The 16,257-nt window shown below is 63.3% G+C and carries 14 protein-coding genes; 9 read left to right on the forward strand and 5 right to left on the reverse strand.

All coding sequences use genetic code 11. The features are described 5' to 3' along the window. The first annotated feature begins 2 nt into the window (after positions 1–2). The 5 genes from narI to ASH00_RS06110 all read left to right on the forward strand — a co-directional run bounded on the left by narI (position 3) and on the right by ASH00_RS06110 (position 6,522). A complete protein-coding gene (gene narI / locus ASH00_RS06090) occupies positions 3–755 on the forward strand; it encodes a respiratory nitrate reductase subunit gamma (RefSeq protein ID WP_056545949.1) in 753 nt (250 codons plus the stop codon). A 21-nt stretch (positions 756–776) separates the two neighbouring features. Then, positions 777–2,015, forward strand: a complete 1,239-nt coding sequence (locus tag ASH00_RS06095) for an MFS transporter (protein ID WP_056545950.1) — start codon at positions 777–779, stop codon at positions 2,013–2,015. Positions 2,016–2,072: 57 nt separating this feature from the next. Continuing rightward, entirely contained in the window at positions 2,073–2,522 is a 450-nt protein-coding gene (locus ASH00_RS06100; RefSeq protein ID WP_056545952.1) for an RrF2 family transcriptional regulator, read from the forward strand. Between the two features lie 105 nt (positions 2,523–2,627). Continuing rightward, positions 2,628–3,797 carry a globin domain-containing protein gene (locus ASH00_RS06105; RefSeq protein ID WP_056545955.1) on the forward strand — a complete coding sequence of 390 codons (1,170 nt, stop codon included), beginning with the start codon at positions 2,628–2,630 and terminating at the stop codon, positions 3,795–3,797. A 40-nt stretch (positions 3,798–3,837) separates the two neighbouring features. Next, positions 3,838–6,522, forward strand: a complete 2,685-nt coding sequence (locus ASH00_RS06110) for a multicopper oxidase domain-containing protein (RefSeq protein WP_056545959.1) — start codon at positions 3,838–3,840, stop codon at positions 6,520–6,522. A 25-nt stretch (positions 6,523–6,547) separates the two neighbouring features. Here ASH00_RS06110 and ASH00_RS06115 read toward each other — a convergent pair whose 3' ends face one another. Together ASH00_RS06115 and ptsP are read right to left on the reverse strand one after the other, a co-directional pair. After that, on the reverse strand, positions 6,548–6,763 hold the full coding sequence (locus ASH00_RS06115) for a hypothetical protein (protein ID WP_082565908.1): 216 nt from the start codon (positions 6,761–6,763) through the stop codon (positions 6,548–6,550). A gap of 92 nt (positions 6,764–6,855) precedes the next feature. Beyond that, entirely contained in the window at positions 6,856–8,556 is a 1,701-nt protein-coding gene (gene ptsP, locus ASH00_RS06120; RefSeq protein WP_056545961.1) for a phosphoenolpyruvate--protein phosphotransferase, read from the reverse strand. Between the two features lie 66 nt (positions 8,557–8,622). Here ptsP and ASH00_RS06125 point away from each other — a divergent pair, with 66 nt between their 5' ends. The 3 genes from ASH00_RS06125 to ASH00_RS06135 are packed head-to-tail and all read left to right on the forward strand — an operon-like array spanning position 8,623 to position 12,612. Beyond that, positions 8,623–9,351 carry a TetR/AcrR family transcriptional regulator gene (locus tag ASH00_RS06125; protein WP_056545963.1) on the forward strand — a complete coding sequence of 243 codons (729 nt, stop codon included), beginning with the start codon at positions 8,623–8,625 and terminating at the stop codon, positions 9,349–9,351. 58 nt (positions 9,352–9,409) lie between these two features. Beyond that, the gene (locus ASH00_RS06130) at positions 9,410–11,461 is read left to right on the forward strand and encodes a PTS mannitol transporter subunit IICBA (RefSeq protein WP_056545965.1); all 2,052 of its coding nucleotides are present in this window, start codon (positions 9,410–9,412) and stop codon (positions 11,459–11,461) included. Continuing rightward, positions 11,461–12,612, forward strand: a complete 1,152-nt coding sequence (locus ASH00_RS06135) for a mannitol-1-phosphate 5-dehydrogenase (RefSeq protein ID WP_056545967.1) — start codon at positions 11,461–11,463, stop codon at positions 12,610–12,612. Before ASH00_RS06130 ends, ASH00_RS06135 begins: the two co-directional genes overlap by 1 nt. A 75-nt stretch (positions 12,613–12,687) precedes the next feature. Here ASH00_RS06135 and ASH00_RS06140 read toward each other — a convergent pair whose 3' ends face one another. Both ASH00_RS06140 and ASH00_RS06145 read right to left on the reverse strand, forming a co-directional pair. Then, complete coding sequence (locus ASH00_RS06140) at positions 12,688–13,254, reverse strand: cupin domain-containing protein (RefSeq protein WP_235563168.1); 567 nt, start codon at positions 13,252–13,254, stop codon at positions 12,688–12,690. Positions 13,255–13,294: 40 nt separating this feature from the next. Next, a complete protein-coding gene (locus ASH00_RS06145) occupies positions 13,295–14,479 on the reverse strand; it encodes a N(5)-(carboxyethyl)ornithine synthase (RefSeq protein ID WP_056545969.1) in 1,185 nt (394 codons plus the stop codon). 183 nt (positions 14,480–14,662) lie between these two features. On the opposite strand from ASH00_RS06145, the gene ASH00_RS06150 reads away from it, so the two are divergent. Then, positions 14,663–15,751, forward strand: a complete 1,089-nt coding sequence (locus tag ASH00_RS06150; protein WP_082565909.1) for an FUSC family protein — start codon at positions 14,663–14,665, stop codon at positions 15,749–15,751. A 30-nt stretch (positions 15,752–15,781) separates the two neighbouring features. Here the strand turns inward: ASH00_RS06150 and ASH00_RS06155 are convergent, their stop codons facing one another. Continuing rightward, complete coding sequence (locus ASH00_RS06155) at positions 15,782–16,093, reverse strand: hypothetical protein (RefSeq protein ID WP_056545971.1); 312 nt, start codon at positions 16,091–16,093, stop codon at positions 15,782–15,784. Positions 16,094–16,257 lie beyond the last annotated feature (164 nt).

The raw sequence follows: 16,257 nt of genomic DNA on the forward strand, positions 1-16,257 counted from the left end.
CCATGGACGTCCTGCTCTGGGGAATCGCCCCGTACGTCTCAATGGCGGTGCTCATCGGCGGGCTCATCTGGAGGTACCGCTATGACCAGTTCGGCTGGACGACGCGCTCCTCGCAGCTGTACGAGTCCCGGCTGCTGCGGATCGGATCACCGCTGTTTCACTTCGGCATTCTGGCGGTAGTGGCCGGCCACTTCTTTGGTCTGGTCATTCCCATGTCCTGGACCGAAGCAGTGGGGATGAGCCAGGACTTCTATCACTTCAACGCGCTCTTCGTCGGGGGGATCGCAGGAATCGGCACTCTTGGCGGGATCGCGATCCTGATCTACCGCCGCCGTAAGACAGGCCCTGTCTTCATGGCGACAACACGCAATGACAAGATGATGTACGTGGTTCTCGCGGCCGCGATCGTCTTCGGATTGTGGACCACGCTGGCGAGTGTCTTCCTTGGCGGGCACGGGCACAACTACCGTGAGACGGTAGCGCCCTGGTTCCGTTCCCTCTTCATTTTCCAACCAGACATTGCATCCATGGCGGCCGCTCCGTTCTCCTTCCACCTGCACACGCTGGTGGGCATGCTGCTGTTTGTCATCTGGCCATTCACCCGCCTGGTGCATGCGTTCACTGCTCCCCTCCATTACCTGTTCCGGCCCTACATCGTCTACAGGTCGAGGGATCGCAGAGGTTCGGGCAGTTCACCCTCGCGTCGGGGCTGGGCGCCCGTCGGTACACCGGACCGCGATAACCGCAGGCGATAAGGACGAGGCAGAGGGGAAGAGATGGGTCCACAGACGCCGGCCAGCGCAACTCCGCCGGCTACCCATACACCGGGGAAGACCCGCAACCTGGCGCTGGCAACGCTCGCCTCAGTGGTTGGTTTCCTCGCGTGGACGGTCATTGCACCACTCAGCGGCACGTACACTGCGCAGCTGGGCCTTGCCCCCTCCGCAACGGCAGCACTGGTAGCGATGCCCGTGCTGGTGGGGTCGGTCGGGCGGATTGTGGTCGGTGTCCTCACGGACCGTTACGGCGGAAGGGTCATGTTCACTGCCGTACTGCTCGCAGCCGTCCCGCCGATCCTGCTGGTGGCCCTGGGGGGAACCATCAATTCCTATCTCCTCCTCATTGCGGCAGGGTTCCTGCTGGGGATCGCCGGAACCGTCTTCGCCGTCGGGATACCTTTTGTCTCCGCCTGGTACGAGCCCGAAAGGCGGGGATTCGCCACCGGCGTCTTCGGTGCCGGCATGGGCGGAACCGCACTGTCTGCCTTCTTCACACCGCGGCTCGTGGACCTGATCGGCTATCTTGCCACGCACCTTCTCATTGCCGGGCTGCTGGTGGCCACGGCCATCGTGGTGTGGCTTTTCATGCAGGAGGCACCTGCGAGACCGTCGGTCCCGTCAACCGGAGTCGCCGCGAAACTCCTGGGCGCCGCACGGCTGGGAGTGACCTGGCGGATGTGTTTCCTCTACGCCGTGGTCTTTGGCGGGTTCGTGTCATTTTCGACCTATTTGCCCACCTACCTGCGGGACATCTATGAGTTCGACCTCACGGCGGCCGGAACACGCACAGCGGGCTTTGCTCTCGCGGCGGTGCTGGCTCGCCCGGTGGGCGGTATCCTGGCGGACCGGATCGGGGCGAAACCAGTGGTTCTCACCTCCCTTGCCGCTGTTGCCATCCTCGCCTGGGTGGTGAACCTCAAGCCGGCCGGCGAGGTGCCGGCGGGGCTGACCTTCCTTGCAATGGCTGCGGCGCTCGGTCTCGGTGCGGGCGGCGTCTTCGCATGGGTGGGGGTACTGTCTCCGCCGGAGAAGGTAGGTGCGGTTGCAGGGATTGTCAGCGCTGCGGGCGGTTTGGGCGGCTACTTTCCGCCATTGATTATGGGCGCCACCTACGACGCCGAGGACAACAGTTACTTCATCGGGCTGATGTTGCTCACGGTCACAGCACTGGTTGCGCTCCTTTTCACTCTCTTCGCGGTGAAGGGCAAGCCCGAAAACTCTCAGCCGCCGTCCTGACCCGCGGAGCATGGGGTGGCGGTGCATTGATTTTGTTAGCTGACCTAGACTTAAAGCATGAGGATCAACGCGTTTGCAGACGTATGCCTGCGCGCAGTAATGCTGCTGTCGGCGGCCCCGGAAGGGGACCTGCTCACATCCCGGGACATCGCGGACGGCATCGGCACTCCTTACAACCACGTCAGCAAGGCCATCGCGCGTCTGCGTACGCTTGGACTCGTTGACATTACGCGGGGACGCAGCGGGGGCGTGACCCTCAGCCAAGCCGGGCGGCACGCCACGGTGGGTTGGCTCCTCAGGCAGCTGGATGACCGTGCCGATGTCGTCGACTGTGAAAGTGCCGCAGGCGGATGCCCGCTGAACCATCGCTGTTCGCTGCGCGCTGCACTGCGCCGGGCACGCGAGGCCTTCTACTCGGAACTGGATGACCTCGTTATTTCAGAACTGCCTAGAACGGAGCAGATGGGCCCGGTCTTCGTGACTTTGCACACACGTAAGTCGGCCTGACAGCTCAAATTCAAGGAATTTTCTACGTGTTGTAGAAATTACTGCAAAAACTGGTATCAGAAATGCTACTTTTCTTGTGTAAGCCCTTCTACGCAGGAGAAAACGATGCTCTCGGATCAGTCCCTTCCCATCATTGAAGCTACCCTCCCCCTTGTTGGAGAGCGCATGCCGGGCATCGCCAAGAACTTCTATGAGCGTCTTTTCGCAGCGCACCCCGAACTGCTGGACGGTCTGTTCAGCCGGGCCAATCAGAAGAACGGCTCCCAGCAACAGGCGCTCGCCGGAAGCGTTGCCGGATTCGCTGCGCACCTGGTCCGCCACCCGGAGACCTACCCCGAGGTGATGCTTTCGCGCATCGCACACAAGCACGCCTCCCTGGGAATCGCACCGGAACAGTACGACGTCGTCTACAAGTACCTGTTTGAGGCAATCGCGCATGAGCTCAGCGACGTCATCACCAGCGAGATCGCTGCTGCCTGGAGCGAGGTGTACTGGCTCATGGCCCACGCCCTTATCAAGATCGAAACGGGGCTCTACGCCGAACAGGCCAACACTCAGCCCTGGAGTTCCTGGACCGTCGTCGCCAAGCAGTCGGCGGGAACCGCGGCCATGACCTTCACGCTTGAGCCGGCGGATGACACGCCGGTAACCCTCGCCAAACCCGGTCAGTTTGTCAGCGTCCGCGTGCAGTTGGCCGACGGTCTCCGTCAGGTGCGCCAGTACTCGCTGTCGGCGGAGACCAGCTCCCGCCGGCGGGTCTTCACCACGAAGCGCGATGACAACGGAGAGGTTTCGCCGGTCCTGTACAACGACGTCGCTGTCGGGGACGTGATCGAGGTATCCAACCCATACGGTGACGTCACTCTTGCTGACGGGAACGCGCCGCTGGTGCTCGCCACCGCAGGCATCGGCTGCACTCCGTCAGCGTCCATCCTGCGCTCACTGGTGGAGCGCGGCTCTGAGCGTGAGGTCCTGGTGCTCCATGCCGAGCGCAGCCTCGACCAGTGGGCGTTGAAGGACCAGATGAATGCCGACGTCGATGCACTCACCGGCGCCCGGCTGACACTATGGCTGGAGAACCCGACCGGCACTGCACACCCCGGGTTCATGTCCCTGAAGGGGCTGGACATTCCCGATGGCGCGTCTGTGTACCTGTGCGGTCCGCTTCCCTTCATGAAGAACATCCGCGCGGAGGCACTTGCCGCCGGGGTCCCGGCGGACCGCATCCACTACGAGGTCTTCGGTCCTGACCTCTGGATGAATTCAGCCAACTGATCCGGTGGGCGGCTAGCACCATGAAGCGGCGGTAAGCACTATGAGAACGACGACGACGGACCGGCCGCCGGCCGCACGGGCGTCCTGGCATCGGAAGGCCAGTAGGCCGGTGCTGGTCTGGTTTGTGCTGCTGCTAGTGCTGGCGCTGGTTCACCGGTGGGTGCCGGAGTCCCGCTGGCTGCTGGTCCACATGTTCGTGCTGGGAATGGTCACGAACTCCATCCTGGTCTGGAGCCAGCACTTCGCAGAGGCTTTGCTGAAAAACCGGCTCGGCGAGGAGCACCGGAACATCCAGGTGCTCCGCATCCGTTTGCTGAACCTCGGCATCGCAGCCACTGTTGCGGGTGTACTGACCGGCATCTGGGCGCTGACGCTGGTGGGCGCCGTCGTTATCGGAGCCATGGTGACCTGGCATGCAGTGTCCCTGATGCAACAGCTGAGGACGGCTCTGCCGTCCCGCTTCGGGTCAACGATCAAGTACTACATCGCCGCCGCGCTGTTGCTGCCGGTCGGTGCTGCGTTCGGTGCAGTTCTGGCGTACGGGCTCGATGAGCGCGCGCATGCGCGGTTCCTGCTGGCTCACCAGGCGCTCAATGTGCTCGGGTTCGTCGGGCTTACCGTTATTGGAACCCTGGTGACGCTGTGGCCCACCATGCTGCGGACCCGCATGGTGGACGGGCTTGCGCGCGCGGGGCGCTGGGGTCTCGCGGCCATGCTCGCCGGGACGCTGTTGACAACCGTTGGGGCGCTGGGCGGGTGGGCCATTCCCACTGCGCTGGGGGTGCTTGTCTACCTCGACGGCGTCGTGATCACCGGGTTCTACTTCGTCAAGTGCGCCCTGCAGAAGCGGCCCAACGACTATTCCACATTCTCTGTGGCTGCGGGACTGCTCTGGCTCACCGGTTCACTGCTGGGACTCTTCCTCCTGATCGTCACCGGGCCGGCGGACCCGGAGCGGTTGCACCTGCTCACCGTTCCCGTGGTTGCCGGCTTCGCCGCCCAGGTACTCCTGGGCGCCATGAGCTTCCTCATGCCCACCGTTATGGGCGGCGGTCCGGTGGCTGTCCGCAACGCGCTGCAGGAAACCAACCGCTTCGCGATGCTGCGGATCGCAGTCATCAACTTCGGCCTGCTCATCTTCTTGTTCAGTGAGGCCAGTTGGGTCAGGGTGATTACCTCAGCGCTGGTTCTCGCCGCTTATGTGTCCTTCCTGCCGCTCATGCTCCGCGCGGTAAGGGTCTCGGTGGCTGCGCGGAAAGCGACGCTCCGCGACCAGGATGGGTCCAACGGACTCCGGCGCCCGGTGCGGGTGACCATCGAGCCTACTCCGGCTCCGCAACGCCATCTGGCCGGGGCGGCGGCCGGCATCGTGATCGTCCTGGCGGGAGCAGGAGCGGGCATCATGCTGGACCCGGCGGCGGTTGGACTGAACCTGGCCCAGCGGGCCGGGACCGCCGAGGTAGAGGCAACCGGTGAAGAAACCCGCGTCAAGGTTTCTGCGCGGGACATGCAGTTCCACCCGGCGTCCGTGGACGTGCCTGCCGGGAACACGCTGCTCATCGAACTGAGCAATGATGATCCCACCACCGTGCATGACCTCGCGCTCGAAACGGGCGAACGGTCGGAGCGCCTCCGCCCGGGAGAAACAGCCATCCTGGACGCCGGCCTCATCGCGGCCGGCACGGACGGCTGGTGCACTGTCGTCGGGCACCGGAGCATGGGGATGGTGTTCAAGGTCAACGTGATTGGCGGCCCCAGTGATGATCCGGCTGCGGCAGCCGGGGTCAACCACGGTGGCGAGAGCAACCACGGCGGCCATGGCGGGAGCGGCGGTACCGGCGGGCCGCTCAACCTCAGCGAGGACTCCGGCCCCGGCTTTGTGGCGCGCGAAGCGGCCCTCCAACCGGCGCCGGCAGGCACGGTGCACCGCTTCACTTTCGAGATCACGCAGGAGCAGCGCGCCATCGCTCCGGGGGTTCTCCAGGAAGCGTGGACCTACAACGGGCAGGTTAACGGCCCAACCCTGCGCGGTAGGGTCGGCGACACGTTTGAGATCACGCTGGTCAACAACGGGAGCATCGGGCATTCAATCGACGTCCATGCGGGCGCGGTCTCTCCTGAAGAAGTCATGCGCTCCATCCCGCCCGGGGAATCCCTGGTCTACCGGTTCCGCGCCGAGCGGTCCGGCATCTGGCTGTATCACTGTGCCACCGCGCCTGTCTCGGCCCATATTGCCTCCGGGATGTTCGGTGCGGTGATTATTGATCCGCCGAACCTGCCGCCCGCCGACCGCGAGTACCTCCTGGTGCAGTCGGAGGCCTACCTTGAGGACGGCTCCGGTGCGGTGGATGTAAGGGCGATCGCTGCGGGGCAACCGGACGCCGTCATGTGGAACGGACACGCTAACCAGTACATGTTTCAGCCGCTTCAGGCGGAGAGCGGTGAACGCGTCCGCGTGTGGGTGATGGCGGCCGGGCCTTCGCGCGGTACCAGCTTCCACATCGTCGGTGACCAGTTCGACACCGTCTTCAAGGAAGGCGCCTACCTTTTGAGGAAGGACAATCCGGAGCAGGGCGGCGCCCAATCACTCGACCTTGCGCCGGCTCAGGGCGGTTTCGTGGAACTCCAATTCGACCAACCCGGAAACTACATGTTCCTCAATCATTCCCTCGCTGATGCCGAGCGGGGCGCGCAGGGGATGATCGCGGTCACCGACGCACCATAATGTCACCGACCTTCGTTGAGTAGTCTCACTCCCCGCGCTGCTCGTCCTCCTCGTTGGTGGGGCGGTCATCATCGGCCGCGTCGGTTGCCGCGCCCGACGGCGTTGCCCCGCCCTCGCCGGTCCAGTCGCCCTGATCGCTGGCATCGGCGGCGGGATCGGACTGCACATCCGGATCGACCGGCGGCTTGCCCGGCAGGTCCTCGTTAATTTCCTGCGGCTTGTCCGACGTGCTTTCGCTCATGGTCTCTCCTCGCGTATCCGAATAGCTGATACCTGAGTCCTATGCCCCGGCGACGGTCCGCGTCAAGGCCGTCACCGGGCATAGGAGACGAATCACAGACCGAGGTCTTCCAGCACGGGGAGCTTGCCGCGCACGGCGCTCCGGGCATCTTCAGCGGTGCGCGCGGAGAGTGCAAGTTCTGCCAGTTCCTGCGCCTGCTCCAACGTCACGGTCTTGAGCACAGCTGCCACCGCTGCCAGGGACCGCGCGGTCATGGACAGCGTGGTAACGCCCAGACCCACCAGTACGACGGCGAGCGCAGGGTCCGCTGCTGCCTCACCGCAGACTCCCACCGGTTTGGCGTTACGTTCTGCGGCTGCGCCTTCCGTTGCCGCGCCTTCGGCTGAAAGGCGGACCAGCCGCAGCACGGCCGGCTGCCAGGGTGTGTTGAGCGCTGCAAGGGGGCCAAGCTGGCGGTCCGCCGCCATGGCGTACTGCGTGAGGTCGTTGGTGCCGAGGCTCGCGAACGACACCTCGCGGAGGATGGCGTCCGCGGTCAGGGCAGCGGACGGCACTTCCACCATCACGCCGGGCGTCTTCAGGCCGGCGTCAGCACACATGGAGGCGAACTTCGCAGCCTCGTCCGCCGTCGAAATCATGGGTGCCATCACCCACACGTCTGCTTCCGACTGTTCAGCGGCGCGGGCAATTGCCTCGAGCTGCCGCTGCAGCACGCCGGGGGAGGTGAGGTCCGTGCGGTAACCGCGGACCCCCAATGCCGGGTTAGGCTCCGTCGCGTCCGTGAGGAAGGGGAGCGGCTTGTCCGCTCCGGCATCGAGGGTGCGGAGTACAACCTTCTTGCCGGGAAAAGCGTCGAAGACGCCCTGATAGGCAGCTGCCTGCTCATCGACGGTCGGCTCGCTGTCCCGCTCAAGGAAACAGAACTCGGTCCGGAACAGGCCAACTCCTTCGGCCCCAAGCTCGGCTGCAGCCACAGCGTCTTTCGCTCCGCCCACATTGGCGAGGAGGGGCACCAGATGACCGTCCGCCGTCGTGCCCTGGCCGTCAAAGTCAGCCAGCAGTGAAGCTGTTTCCTCCCACGCGGCAGCCGCGCTCCGTTCGGCATCCCCTGGTTCCTCGACAAGCGTGCCGGCCGCGCCGTCGACGTACACTTCCGCGCCGTCGGGCAGGTCGTCGACACCGGGTGCTGCCACTACGGCAGGCAGTCCGAGGGAGCGGGCAATGATGGCGGTGTGCGACTGCGGGCCGCCGCCCGATGTGACGAGGGCGAGGACAGTGGCGGGGTCCAGCGTGGCGGTGTCGGCCGGCGCAAGGTCCTCAGCGACGAGGACAAACGGTGTGGCAGAGGCAGGAATGCCCGGAGCTGCCTGGCCGCGGAGCTCGGCGACGATGCGGGAGCGGACATCAAGGACGTCCGTTGCGCGCTCGGCCATGTACCCGCCGAGGTTGTGCAGCATCTCGGACACTGAGGCCGCGGATTCCCAGACGGCCCGCTGGTTGGACAGGCCTTTCGCGATCAGCTTCCCGGCGCCTTTGAGCAACATCGTGTCCCTGGCCATCAGCGCCGTTGCCTCAAGAACCGCCTTGCCGTCACCGGACGCGCGCTCGGCACGCGACTTGAGTTCGTCGTGGACCGCCGTTGCTGCCTGTTTCAGCTCCGCCGTTGCCTCCTCGGCGCTCATGCCGTCGGGAAGCTGTTCCCCGGCCGGAGGTTCACTGACGGGTCTGGGCATCTGGCGGACCGGTCCGATCACTCGACCGGGGCTGACGCCTACTCCTTGAAAGTTCTGCACTGGAGGTCCTCATTTTCGTTGTGACGCAGTTCATATAGCGTTGCTATAGGTGCTAGGCTAGCGGCCATGAGTTTCGAAGGCCAGCCACCGGCGAAGATGAGACTGCTGCGTGCAGCCGCAGAACTGCTGGCCAACTCTGCTGGAGCTCCCGTTTCCACCCGCCAGATCACCCAGCTGGCGGAGGTGAGCGCGCCTACCCTGTACCACCACTTCGGTGATAAGGAAGGCCTGTTTGATGCGGTGGTTTCAGCTGGTTTCGAAGAGTATGTGGCGGGCGAGAGAGATTTTGCCCCGTCCGGACAGCCGCTGGTGGACATCCGGCGGATGTGGGACAACCACGTGCAATTCGGGCTCAACCAGCCGGAGCTCTATTTGGTGATGTTCGGCAATATCCGCCCCGAAAGCCGCCCGGCCATCGTTGCAGATGCCGAGGCGCTCATGGAGGAGATGCTGAACAAGGCCGCTGCTGCCGGCCAGTTGAGCGTCCAGCCGCGGGAGGCGGCCAGGAGCATCCTGGCAGCCAACGTGGGAGTAACGCTCATGCTGATCGCAGAAGCTGTCGTTGACCGGAACCTCGATCTGTCCACCATGACCCGCGACGCCATGATCTATGCGGTGGCTTCGGATCAGGCGGAGCAGAACGGGAACGAATCGTCTGGAAAATCGTCGGTTGTGGTGGCTGCGATCGCGTTGAATGCAGCACTGCAGTCATCGCACTCCGATCAGCTGTCCAGTTCCGAACTCAAGCTCTTCCTTGAGTGGCTCCACCGGATCTCAACCAGTTCCACCACATAGTGCTCCACATCTATCGGACCATCCTGCGCTGGCGCGGGACTCACGGTTAGGAAATCACATGGCAACAGAGACAGCTGCGAAGCCCAAGGGCAGCATGCGCGTCGGCGTCCAGAAGTTCGGCACGTTCCTGTCCGGCATGATCATGCCCAATATCGGTGCATTCATTGCGTGGGGACTCATTACCGCGCTCTTCATTGAAGCGGGCTGGCTTCCGGTTGCGGAGCTGGGCGGCTTCGGAACGGATGCGGAGGGCAACCCGAATACCGGCCTTGTGGGCCCCATGATCACCTACCTGTTGCCGCTCCTGATCGCCTACACCGGCGGCCGGATGGTCTATGACGTCCGCGGTGGCGTCGTCGGTGCAATCGGCACCATGGGCGTGATTGTCGGCGCTGGTATTCCCATGTTCATCGGCGCCATGATCATGGGCCCGCTCGGCGGCTGGACCATGAAGAAGATCGACAAAATCTGGGACGGCAAGATCAAGCCCGGTTTCGAGATGCTGGTCAACAACTTCTCCGCCGGCATCTGGGGAGCAGCACTCGCGTTGATCGGCTTCTACGGTATCTCCCCGCTGGTCGAGGCATTCAGCACGGCTGCGGGCAACGTGGTCCAGTTCCTGGTGAACAACGGGCTCCTGCCGCTCACCAGCATCTTCATCGAGCCCGCCAAGGTCCTGTTCCTGAACAACGCCATCAACCACGGCGTCCTCACCCCGCTGGGTGTCCAACAGTCGCTGGAGGACGGCAAGTCCATCCTGTTCCTCCTCGAAGCAAACCCCGGCCCGGGCCTCGGCATCCTGCTGGCGTACATGTTCTTCGGCCGCGGCATTGCCAAGGCGTCCGCTCCCGGAGCTGCAATCATCCACTTCCTCGGCGGCATCCACGAGATTTACTTCCCGTACGTCCTGATGCGCCCGCTGCTGATCCTGGCCGCCATTGCCGGCGGCATGACCGGAATCGCGACGCTCGCCGTCACCAACTCCGGCCTGGTCGCCCCTGCCGCTCCCGGTTCGATCATTGCTGTACTCGCCCAGACGGCCCGTGACAGCTACTTCGGTGTGATTCTCTCGGTGATCCTTGCGGCCGCCGTGTCCTTCCTGGTTGCTTCGGTGATCCTGAAGACCTCGAAGCAGAAAGACGACGACGGCGATGAGGGCGGTCTTGCGGCGGCCACCTCGCGGATGGAATCGATGAAGGGCAAGAAGAGCTCTGTTGCCTCCAACCTGACCGGTGGCGGGAACGTTGCTGTGATTGCCGGACCGATCCAGAACATTGTTTTTGCGTGCGACGCCGGCATGGGTTCAAGCGCGATGGGCGCATCGGTACTGCGGAACAAGATTAAGGCGGCGGGCTACCCGGACGTCAAGGTCACCAATGCTTCGATCGCGAATTTACGGGATGATTACGACGTCGTGGTAACCCACCAGGACCTGACGGAACGGGCCAAGCCCGCTACCTCCAGCGCAGTGCACGTCTCTGTGGACAACTTTATGAACAGCCCCCGGTATGAAGAAATCGTGGACCTGGTCAAGGAAAGCCGCAGTGATAGGGCGGATTCAGGTGGAGCGCACGCGGCAGGAAATGCCGCGGAAGAGGCAGTCGGCGGAACGTCTCCTGACTCCCGTGGAGCCGGTGCACACGCTGCCGCAGCGTCTGCGGATGGTGAGGAATCGGCGTCGGACATTCTGGTTGCGGAAAGTGTTGTACTCAGCGGTTCCTCGACCTCCCGGGATGCAGCCATCGACGAGGCAGGGCAGCTGCTGCTGGCCCGCGACGCAGTGGATGAGGGCTACCTCCGCGCCATGCATGAACGCGAGGAATCCGTCTCCACCTACATGGGCAGCTTCCTGGCGATTCCGCACGGCACCAACGCGGCGAAGGGCCACATCCGCAAGTCCGCGGTGTCTTTTGTCCGCTACCCGGAGGGAATCGACTGGAACGGCAAGGAGGTCAAGTTCGTGGTCGGTGTGGCCGGTGTGAACAACGAGCACCTGCACATTCTGTCCTCCATCGCGAAGGTCTTCACGGACAAAGCGCAGGTGGCGCAGCTGGAGGCAGCGACCTCGGCTGAGGAGATCCTCGAAATCTTCCGGAAGGTCAACGCATAGTGAAGGCGGTCCATTTCGGAGCAGGGAACATCGGGCGCGGCTTTGTTGGGCTGCTCCTCCATCACGCTGGCTATGAGTTGGTGTTCGCGGATGTGGCTGACGCTCTCATCAGCGAGCTGGCGGGCGCGGAGAATTACCGCGTCCACGAGGTGGGTGAGCAGCCGGCCGTGCATACAGTCGACAACTTCCGGGCGGTGAACTCCACCACGGAGGAGAGTCGGCTGATCGAAGAGATCGCGTCGGCGGACATCGTGACCACAGCCGTAGGGCCGCACATTCTGAAGTTCGTGGCACCGGTGATAGCGAAGGGGATAGCCGCACGGGCCGGCGGCTCCGCCCCGCTGCAGGTCATGGCCTGTGAAAACGCGATCAACGCGACCGACATCCTTCGGGAGTTCGTCGTTGCATCCTGGAACGAGGCAGGCGGGAACCTGGCGGACCGTGCGGTCTTCGCCAACACGGCGGTGGACCGCATTGTCCCGAATCAGGAGCCCGGCCAGGGCCTGGACGTGACGGTGGAGACGTTCTACGAGTGGGTGATCGACCGTAGCCCGTTCGGGAACAATCCGCCGGTGATTCCGGGGGCGATGTTCGTGGATCGACTCGGCCCGTATATCGAGCGGAAGCTGTTCACCGTGAACACGGGACACGCGTCGGCGGCCTACTTTGGGTATCAGGCGGGGTTGGAGAAAATCTCCGAGGCCATGGCTGATCCGTCAGTAGCCGCCGACGTTCGAGCGGTGCTCGGGGAAACCAAGCAGCTCCTCGTGGATAAGCACGGCTTCGATGGGGGGGAGCAGGAGGCGTACGTCCAGAAGATCCTTGGGCGCTTCACCAACCCGCACCTTCCGGACACCGTGAACCGGGTGGGGCGCGCGCCCCTGCGCAAACTCAGCCGGAATGAACGGTTTATCGGTCCCGCTGCCGAGCTCGCAGAGCGCGGTGTTACGCCATCGGCTTTGCTGAAGGCGATTGGGTCAGCGCTGCGTTTTGATGATCCGGCGGATGCCGAAGCGGTTGAGCTACAGAAGCTCCTACGGTCCTCAGGGGCAGCCGAAGCTACTCAACAGATCACCGGGCTCTCATCGGATCATCCGTTGTTCCCGGATGTGCTGAAGCTTGTGGAGGAGCGGCAGAGCGCGCTGGTCTGAGTTCTGATCACACCGAAACGGCGCCGTACCCCATCGGGGGTGCGGCGCCGTCGTCGTTCTTGCGGGTGCGCTGACTCAGGCGCTCTCTTCGCCCTTGGTGTCGACTTCCTCAACCCAGCTCGGCGGCTCGTCCTTGCCCTGGTCCTCGTCCTTCTCGGCGTCTTCCGGCGTGTTCTGCACGATGCCCTGGGCGTGGTGGGTAGGCGCGTAGATGGTGTAGAGGCGGAGTGCTTCGTCGCCGGTGTTTTCGACGTCGTGCCAGGTTCCAGCGGGCACCTGGATGCTCCAGCCGTCCCCGACATCCTGCTGGTAGGGGAGGTCGTCCTTTGACGGTCCCATCTTCACGCGGCCCTTTCCTGCGTCAATACGCAGGAACTGGTCGGTGCCGTGATGCACTTCGAGGCCTATTGCACCGCCCGGCTCAATCGACATGAGCGTCACCTGCAGGTGCTTGCCTGTCCAGGCGACGCGGCGGTAAGCGGCGTTTTCCGTTGTGGCGTCCTCAATGTTGAACGCGTTGGGGTTCGGTCCGTTGTCAGTGATGTCCATGAATCCATCCTTGACCATCCCGGCCAGGACCGCCAGAGTGATGGTGGGCCACCCGACGGCCTCGGAATCCAGTTCCTGGTACGCCGTCGTCATCACTCGGTATAACGACGCGGAGGTCTGGTGTGTTCCGCCTTCAGGCAGGCAGTGGGAGGTGTGGGTACTCGGGCTCCCGTTGCTGGAACTGCAGTACGTCCGGGTTCAGGACGACCCCCTCGCGGATTTCGATCGCGCGGCTGATGGTCTCGTTCCGCGCCCAGCCCGCCGGGCCTGTGATGACGGTTTCCAGGAAGGGCAGCAGGGCCTCGCTGATCTCCCAACTGGCGGAATTCCAGAGGTAGGAGGGGCTGTGATCCACCGCGTAGTAGTCGATGTGGTCGCCCACCGTGAACATGGGCTGGGCAAAGGTGGTCGGCTTGGCCCAACTGAAGCCCATACCCTCATCGCAGGAAACATCAACAATCAGGCTGCCGGGCCGGAAAGCCTCCAGGTCCTTGGTGCTCAGGTAGGTCAGCGGTGCATTTGGGTCCTGCAGAGTGCAGTTGACCACGATGTCCCTTTCCGCCAGGAATGGCGCCAGCGGTACCCGTCCGCGTTCGGTGATGACCTCGCTGAGGAACGGTGCCTCATGATTGTGGTCAAACTGGGCGATCCGTACCGAATGGATGGGTGAACCGACGGCGGCCACTCCCCGGTTGGTCAGAACCTGGACGTCATGGATGCCGTGGGCGTTGAGGGCGGTGACGGCCCCGCGTGCCGTTGCGCCGAAGCCGATGACGACGGCGCTCAGCCGCCGTCCGTAGTCGCCGGTAGCGCCGGTCAGGGCGAGGGAGTGCAGCACTGAGCAGTATCCGGCCAGTTCGTTGTTCTTGTGGAACACGTGCAGGCCGAAGCCGCCGTCGCTGGCCCAGTGGTTCATCGCCTCGAAGGCGATCAGCGTGAGCTTTTTGTCGATTGCCAGTTGGGTGATGGCCCGATCCTGAACGCAGTGCGGCCATCCCCAAAGGATCTGCCCGTCGCGGAGTTCGGCGAGATCCTCGGGTTGCGGTTTGGGCAGGAGAACGACGTCCGCCTCCGCCAGTACATGCTCGCGTGGGACGATGCCGCCTACGAGCGGTGCCAGCTGGGAGTCTGAGACACCGAACCGCTCGCCGTACCCTTCTTCCAGAATCAGGTGCTGCAGCAATTCGGGGGCAATGCGTTTCAGATGCAGGGGGTGTATCGGCAGGCGCCGCTCATCAGGTTTTCGGGTGCTGGAAAGGACGCCGAGGGTGAGGCGATCGGTCTTGGATAGTGCCTGGCGGGGGGACTTATCTGCCATGATCGCTCCTGTAGCGGAACCGAAGGGGTTCCTTGCTTTGAACGTTACAGGCATGCCGGGGCTCTGCGGGAAGCTGTATCAAGGAACCACTTCATTTCACCCCGGCCTACGATAGTAAGTATGCTTGTTAATCGACCTCCTCCAAGATAGGAATTTTTGCCACAGGACACGCAACGCACGCTATTGAACAGGCTGGGCTGGCTGAAGCCCTCCGTCACACGCTCGAGGCTGCTACTCGCCTGCAAGGCTGCCCTAGCCGTAGGTATAGCCTGGGTGGTTGCGCCGCTGATGCCCGGAGTCGTGGATGAATACCCCTACTACGCCCCGCTCGGCGCGTTGCTCAGCATGCATTCAACGCTCAAAGGGTCGGCGAAATACGGTCTGCAGATCCTCGCGGGGCTCGCCATCGGTATTCTCCTCGCCGCGATCGTGCTGGTTGTCGGTGCGCCAAACTTCCTGACTATCTCGCTTGTGGTCGCCGTCGGTGTGTTGATTGGCAGCATGCGCTGGCTTGGAGCCCCGGGCCAGGAATACTTGCCCATCGCGGCACTATTCGTCCTGATTGTGGGCGGCCAGGACGCAAGCGGGTACGCGATCGGCTACCTTGTGCAGATGATCGTGGGCATAGCCGTAGGGCTCCTGGTCAACCTCCTGGTTCTTCCGCCCCTGACATTCGATTCTGCTGTACAGAAGGCATCACGCTTCCGTCGGAGCCTCTCGCGCCACCTCAACGACGTCGGTACCGCGCTGACGGAGAGTTGGCCTCCCACCCGCGAGGACTGGGCCAGCCAGAATGATGCCTTGGCTGCAGCGGCCGCCGAGGTACGAGAGACCATACACCTCGCCGATGACAGCAGGAAGGGCAACCCGCGGGCAAAAATCCATAAGCGGAACCTGGAAGCAGATTATGAGGACTTGGCTGCCCTTGAGAACGTCACGTTCCATATCCGAGACCTAACCGAGGTACTCGCCGGGGCGGTGTGGGGAAAGCCGTTCCCGGTGGAACTGCCGGCAACCCTGTGTGAACCACTCAGCGAAGCGATTCTCGCGGTGGCTGACGTACTGGACGCCTGGGACGGGCAGGCAGACCCACAAGAACCCATCAATCATGCAGAACGCAGTATTGAACGGCTCCACGCTGGACTTGATGAGCATCGTTCCGGGGGTCCGGCGTCGATGAGCGCCGGTGCCACTGTTGCCATGGCCCTGCAGCGGATACTGGCAACCGTCAGGATCCGGCTGGAGGGCGCCCGGGCGGGCCACGCGGACTGACGGAAATGTTGCTTGGATAGCTGCGTCGTCTCACACACCTTCGAGTGAGCCCTCGCCGGATTCCTCGACACGCCGCATCACTGCAAGATGGACGGCAGTGTCCGCGACTCGGTGGATCGAGTCCAACGATTCTGCAATGTCATGACCGTCGTTGGTTTCGATTACCAGCCGCCCTTTGAAATAGGGCGTATGTGTGCCGGCATTGCCGCGCACTCCTGCTGCCAGTATTCTTCGGGCCTGCACTCCATCAAGTACTAGATCCGGTGATGGTTTCACGCCCTCAGCAAGCTCTAGGGCTTTCACGACACCGATGAGAGCGCCGGTCCGATCAAGTACGGCCATACCAATACGAATCCTGCTCAGACCTGCCATATTTTCATTCCCTGTCATTGAAGCGTTACGCCTTCAACGCTAGCGAAAAGGCATGGCTAGGACCCGAGAGATTGCTGACAGCAGTATGCAAGATCTCTTCGTATTCCCTGATAGCGCGCTATACGTTTGCTCCA

Source organism: Arthrobacter sp. Soil782, from assembly GCF_001428435.1.
Taxonomy (GTDB): domain Bacteria; phylum Actinomycetota; class Actinomycetes; order Actinomycetales; family Micrococcaceae; genus Arthrobacter_D; species Arthrobacter_D parietis.

Excerpts from the sequence above, each read along its gene's own strand:
- narI (WP_056545949.1), top strand. The coding sequence starts at position 3 with ATGGACGTCCTGCTCTGGGGAATCGCCCCGTACGTCTCAATGGCGGTG.
- ASH00_RS06095 (WP_056545950.1), top strand. The coding sequence starts at position 777 with ATGGGTCCACAGACGCCGGCCAGCGCAACTCCGCCGGCTACCCATACA.
- ASH00_RS06100 (WP_056545952.1), top strand. The coding sequence starts at position 2,073 with ATGAGGATCAACGCGTTTGCAGACGTATGCCTGCGCGCAGTAATGCTG.
- ASH00_RS06105 (WP_056545955.1), top strand. The coding sequence starts at position 2,628 with ATGCTCTCGGATCAGTCCCTTCCCATCATTGAAGCTACCCTCCCCCTT.
- ASH00_RS06110 (WP_056545959.1), top strand. The coding sequence starts at position 3,838 with ATGAGAACGACGACGACGGACCGGCCGCCGGCCGCACGGGCGTCCTGG.
- ASH00_RS06115 (WP_082565908.1), bottom strand. The coding sequence starts at position 6,763 with ATGAGCGAAAGCACGTCGGACAAGCCGCAGGAAATTAACGAGGACCTG.
- ASH00_RS06125 (WP_056545963.1), top strand. The coding sequence starts at position 8,623 with ATGAGTTTCGAAGGCCAGCCACCGGCGAAGATGAGACTGCTGCGTGCA.
- ASH00_RS06130 (WP_056545965.1), top strand. The coding sequence starts at position 9,410 with ATGGCAACAGAGACAGCTGCGAAGCCCAAGGGCAGCATGCGCGTCGGC.
- ASH00_RS06140 (WP_235563168.1), bottom strand. The coding sequence starts at position 13,254 with ATGACGACGGCGTACCAGGAACTGGATTCCGAGGCCGTCGGGTGGCCC.
- ASH00_RS06145 (WP_056545969.1), bottom strand. The coding sequence starts at position 14,479 with ATGGCAGATAAGTCCCCCCGCCAGGCACTATCCAAGACCGATCGCCTC.
- ASH00_RS06155 (WP_056545971.1), bottom strand. The coding sequence starts at position 16,093 with ATGGCCGTACTTGATCGGACCGGCGCTCTCATCGGTGTCGTGAAAGCC.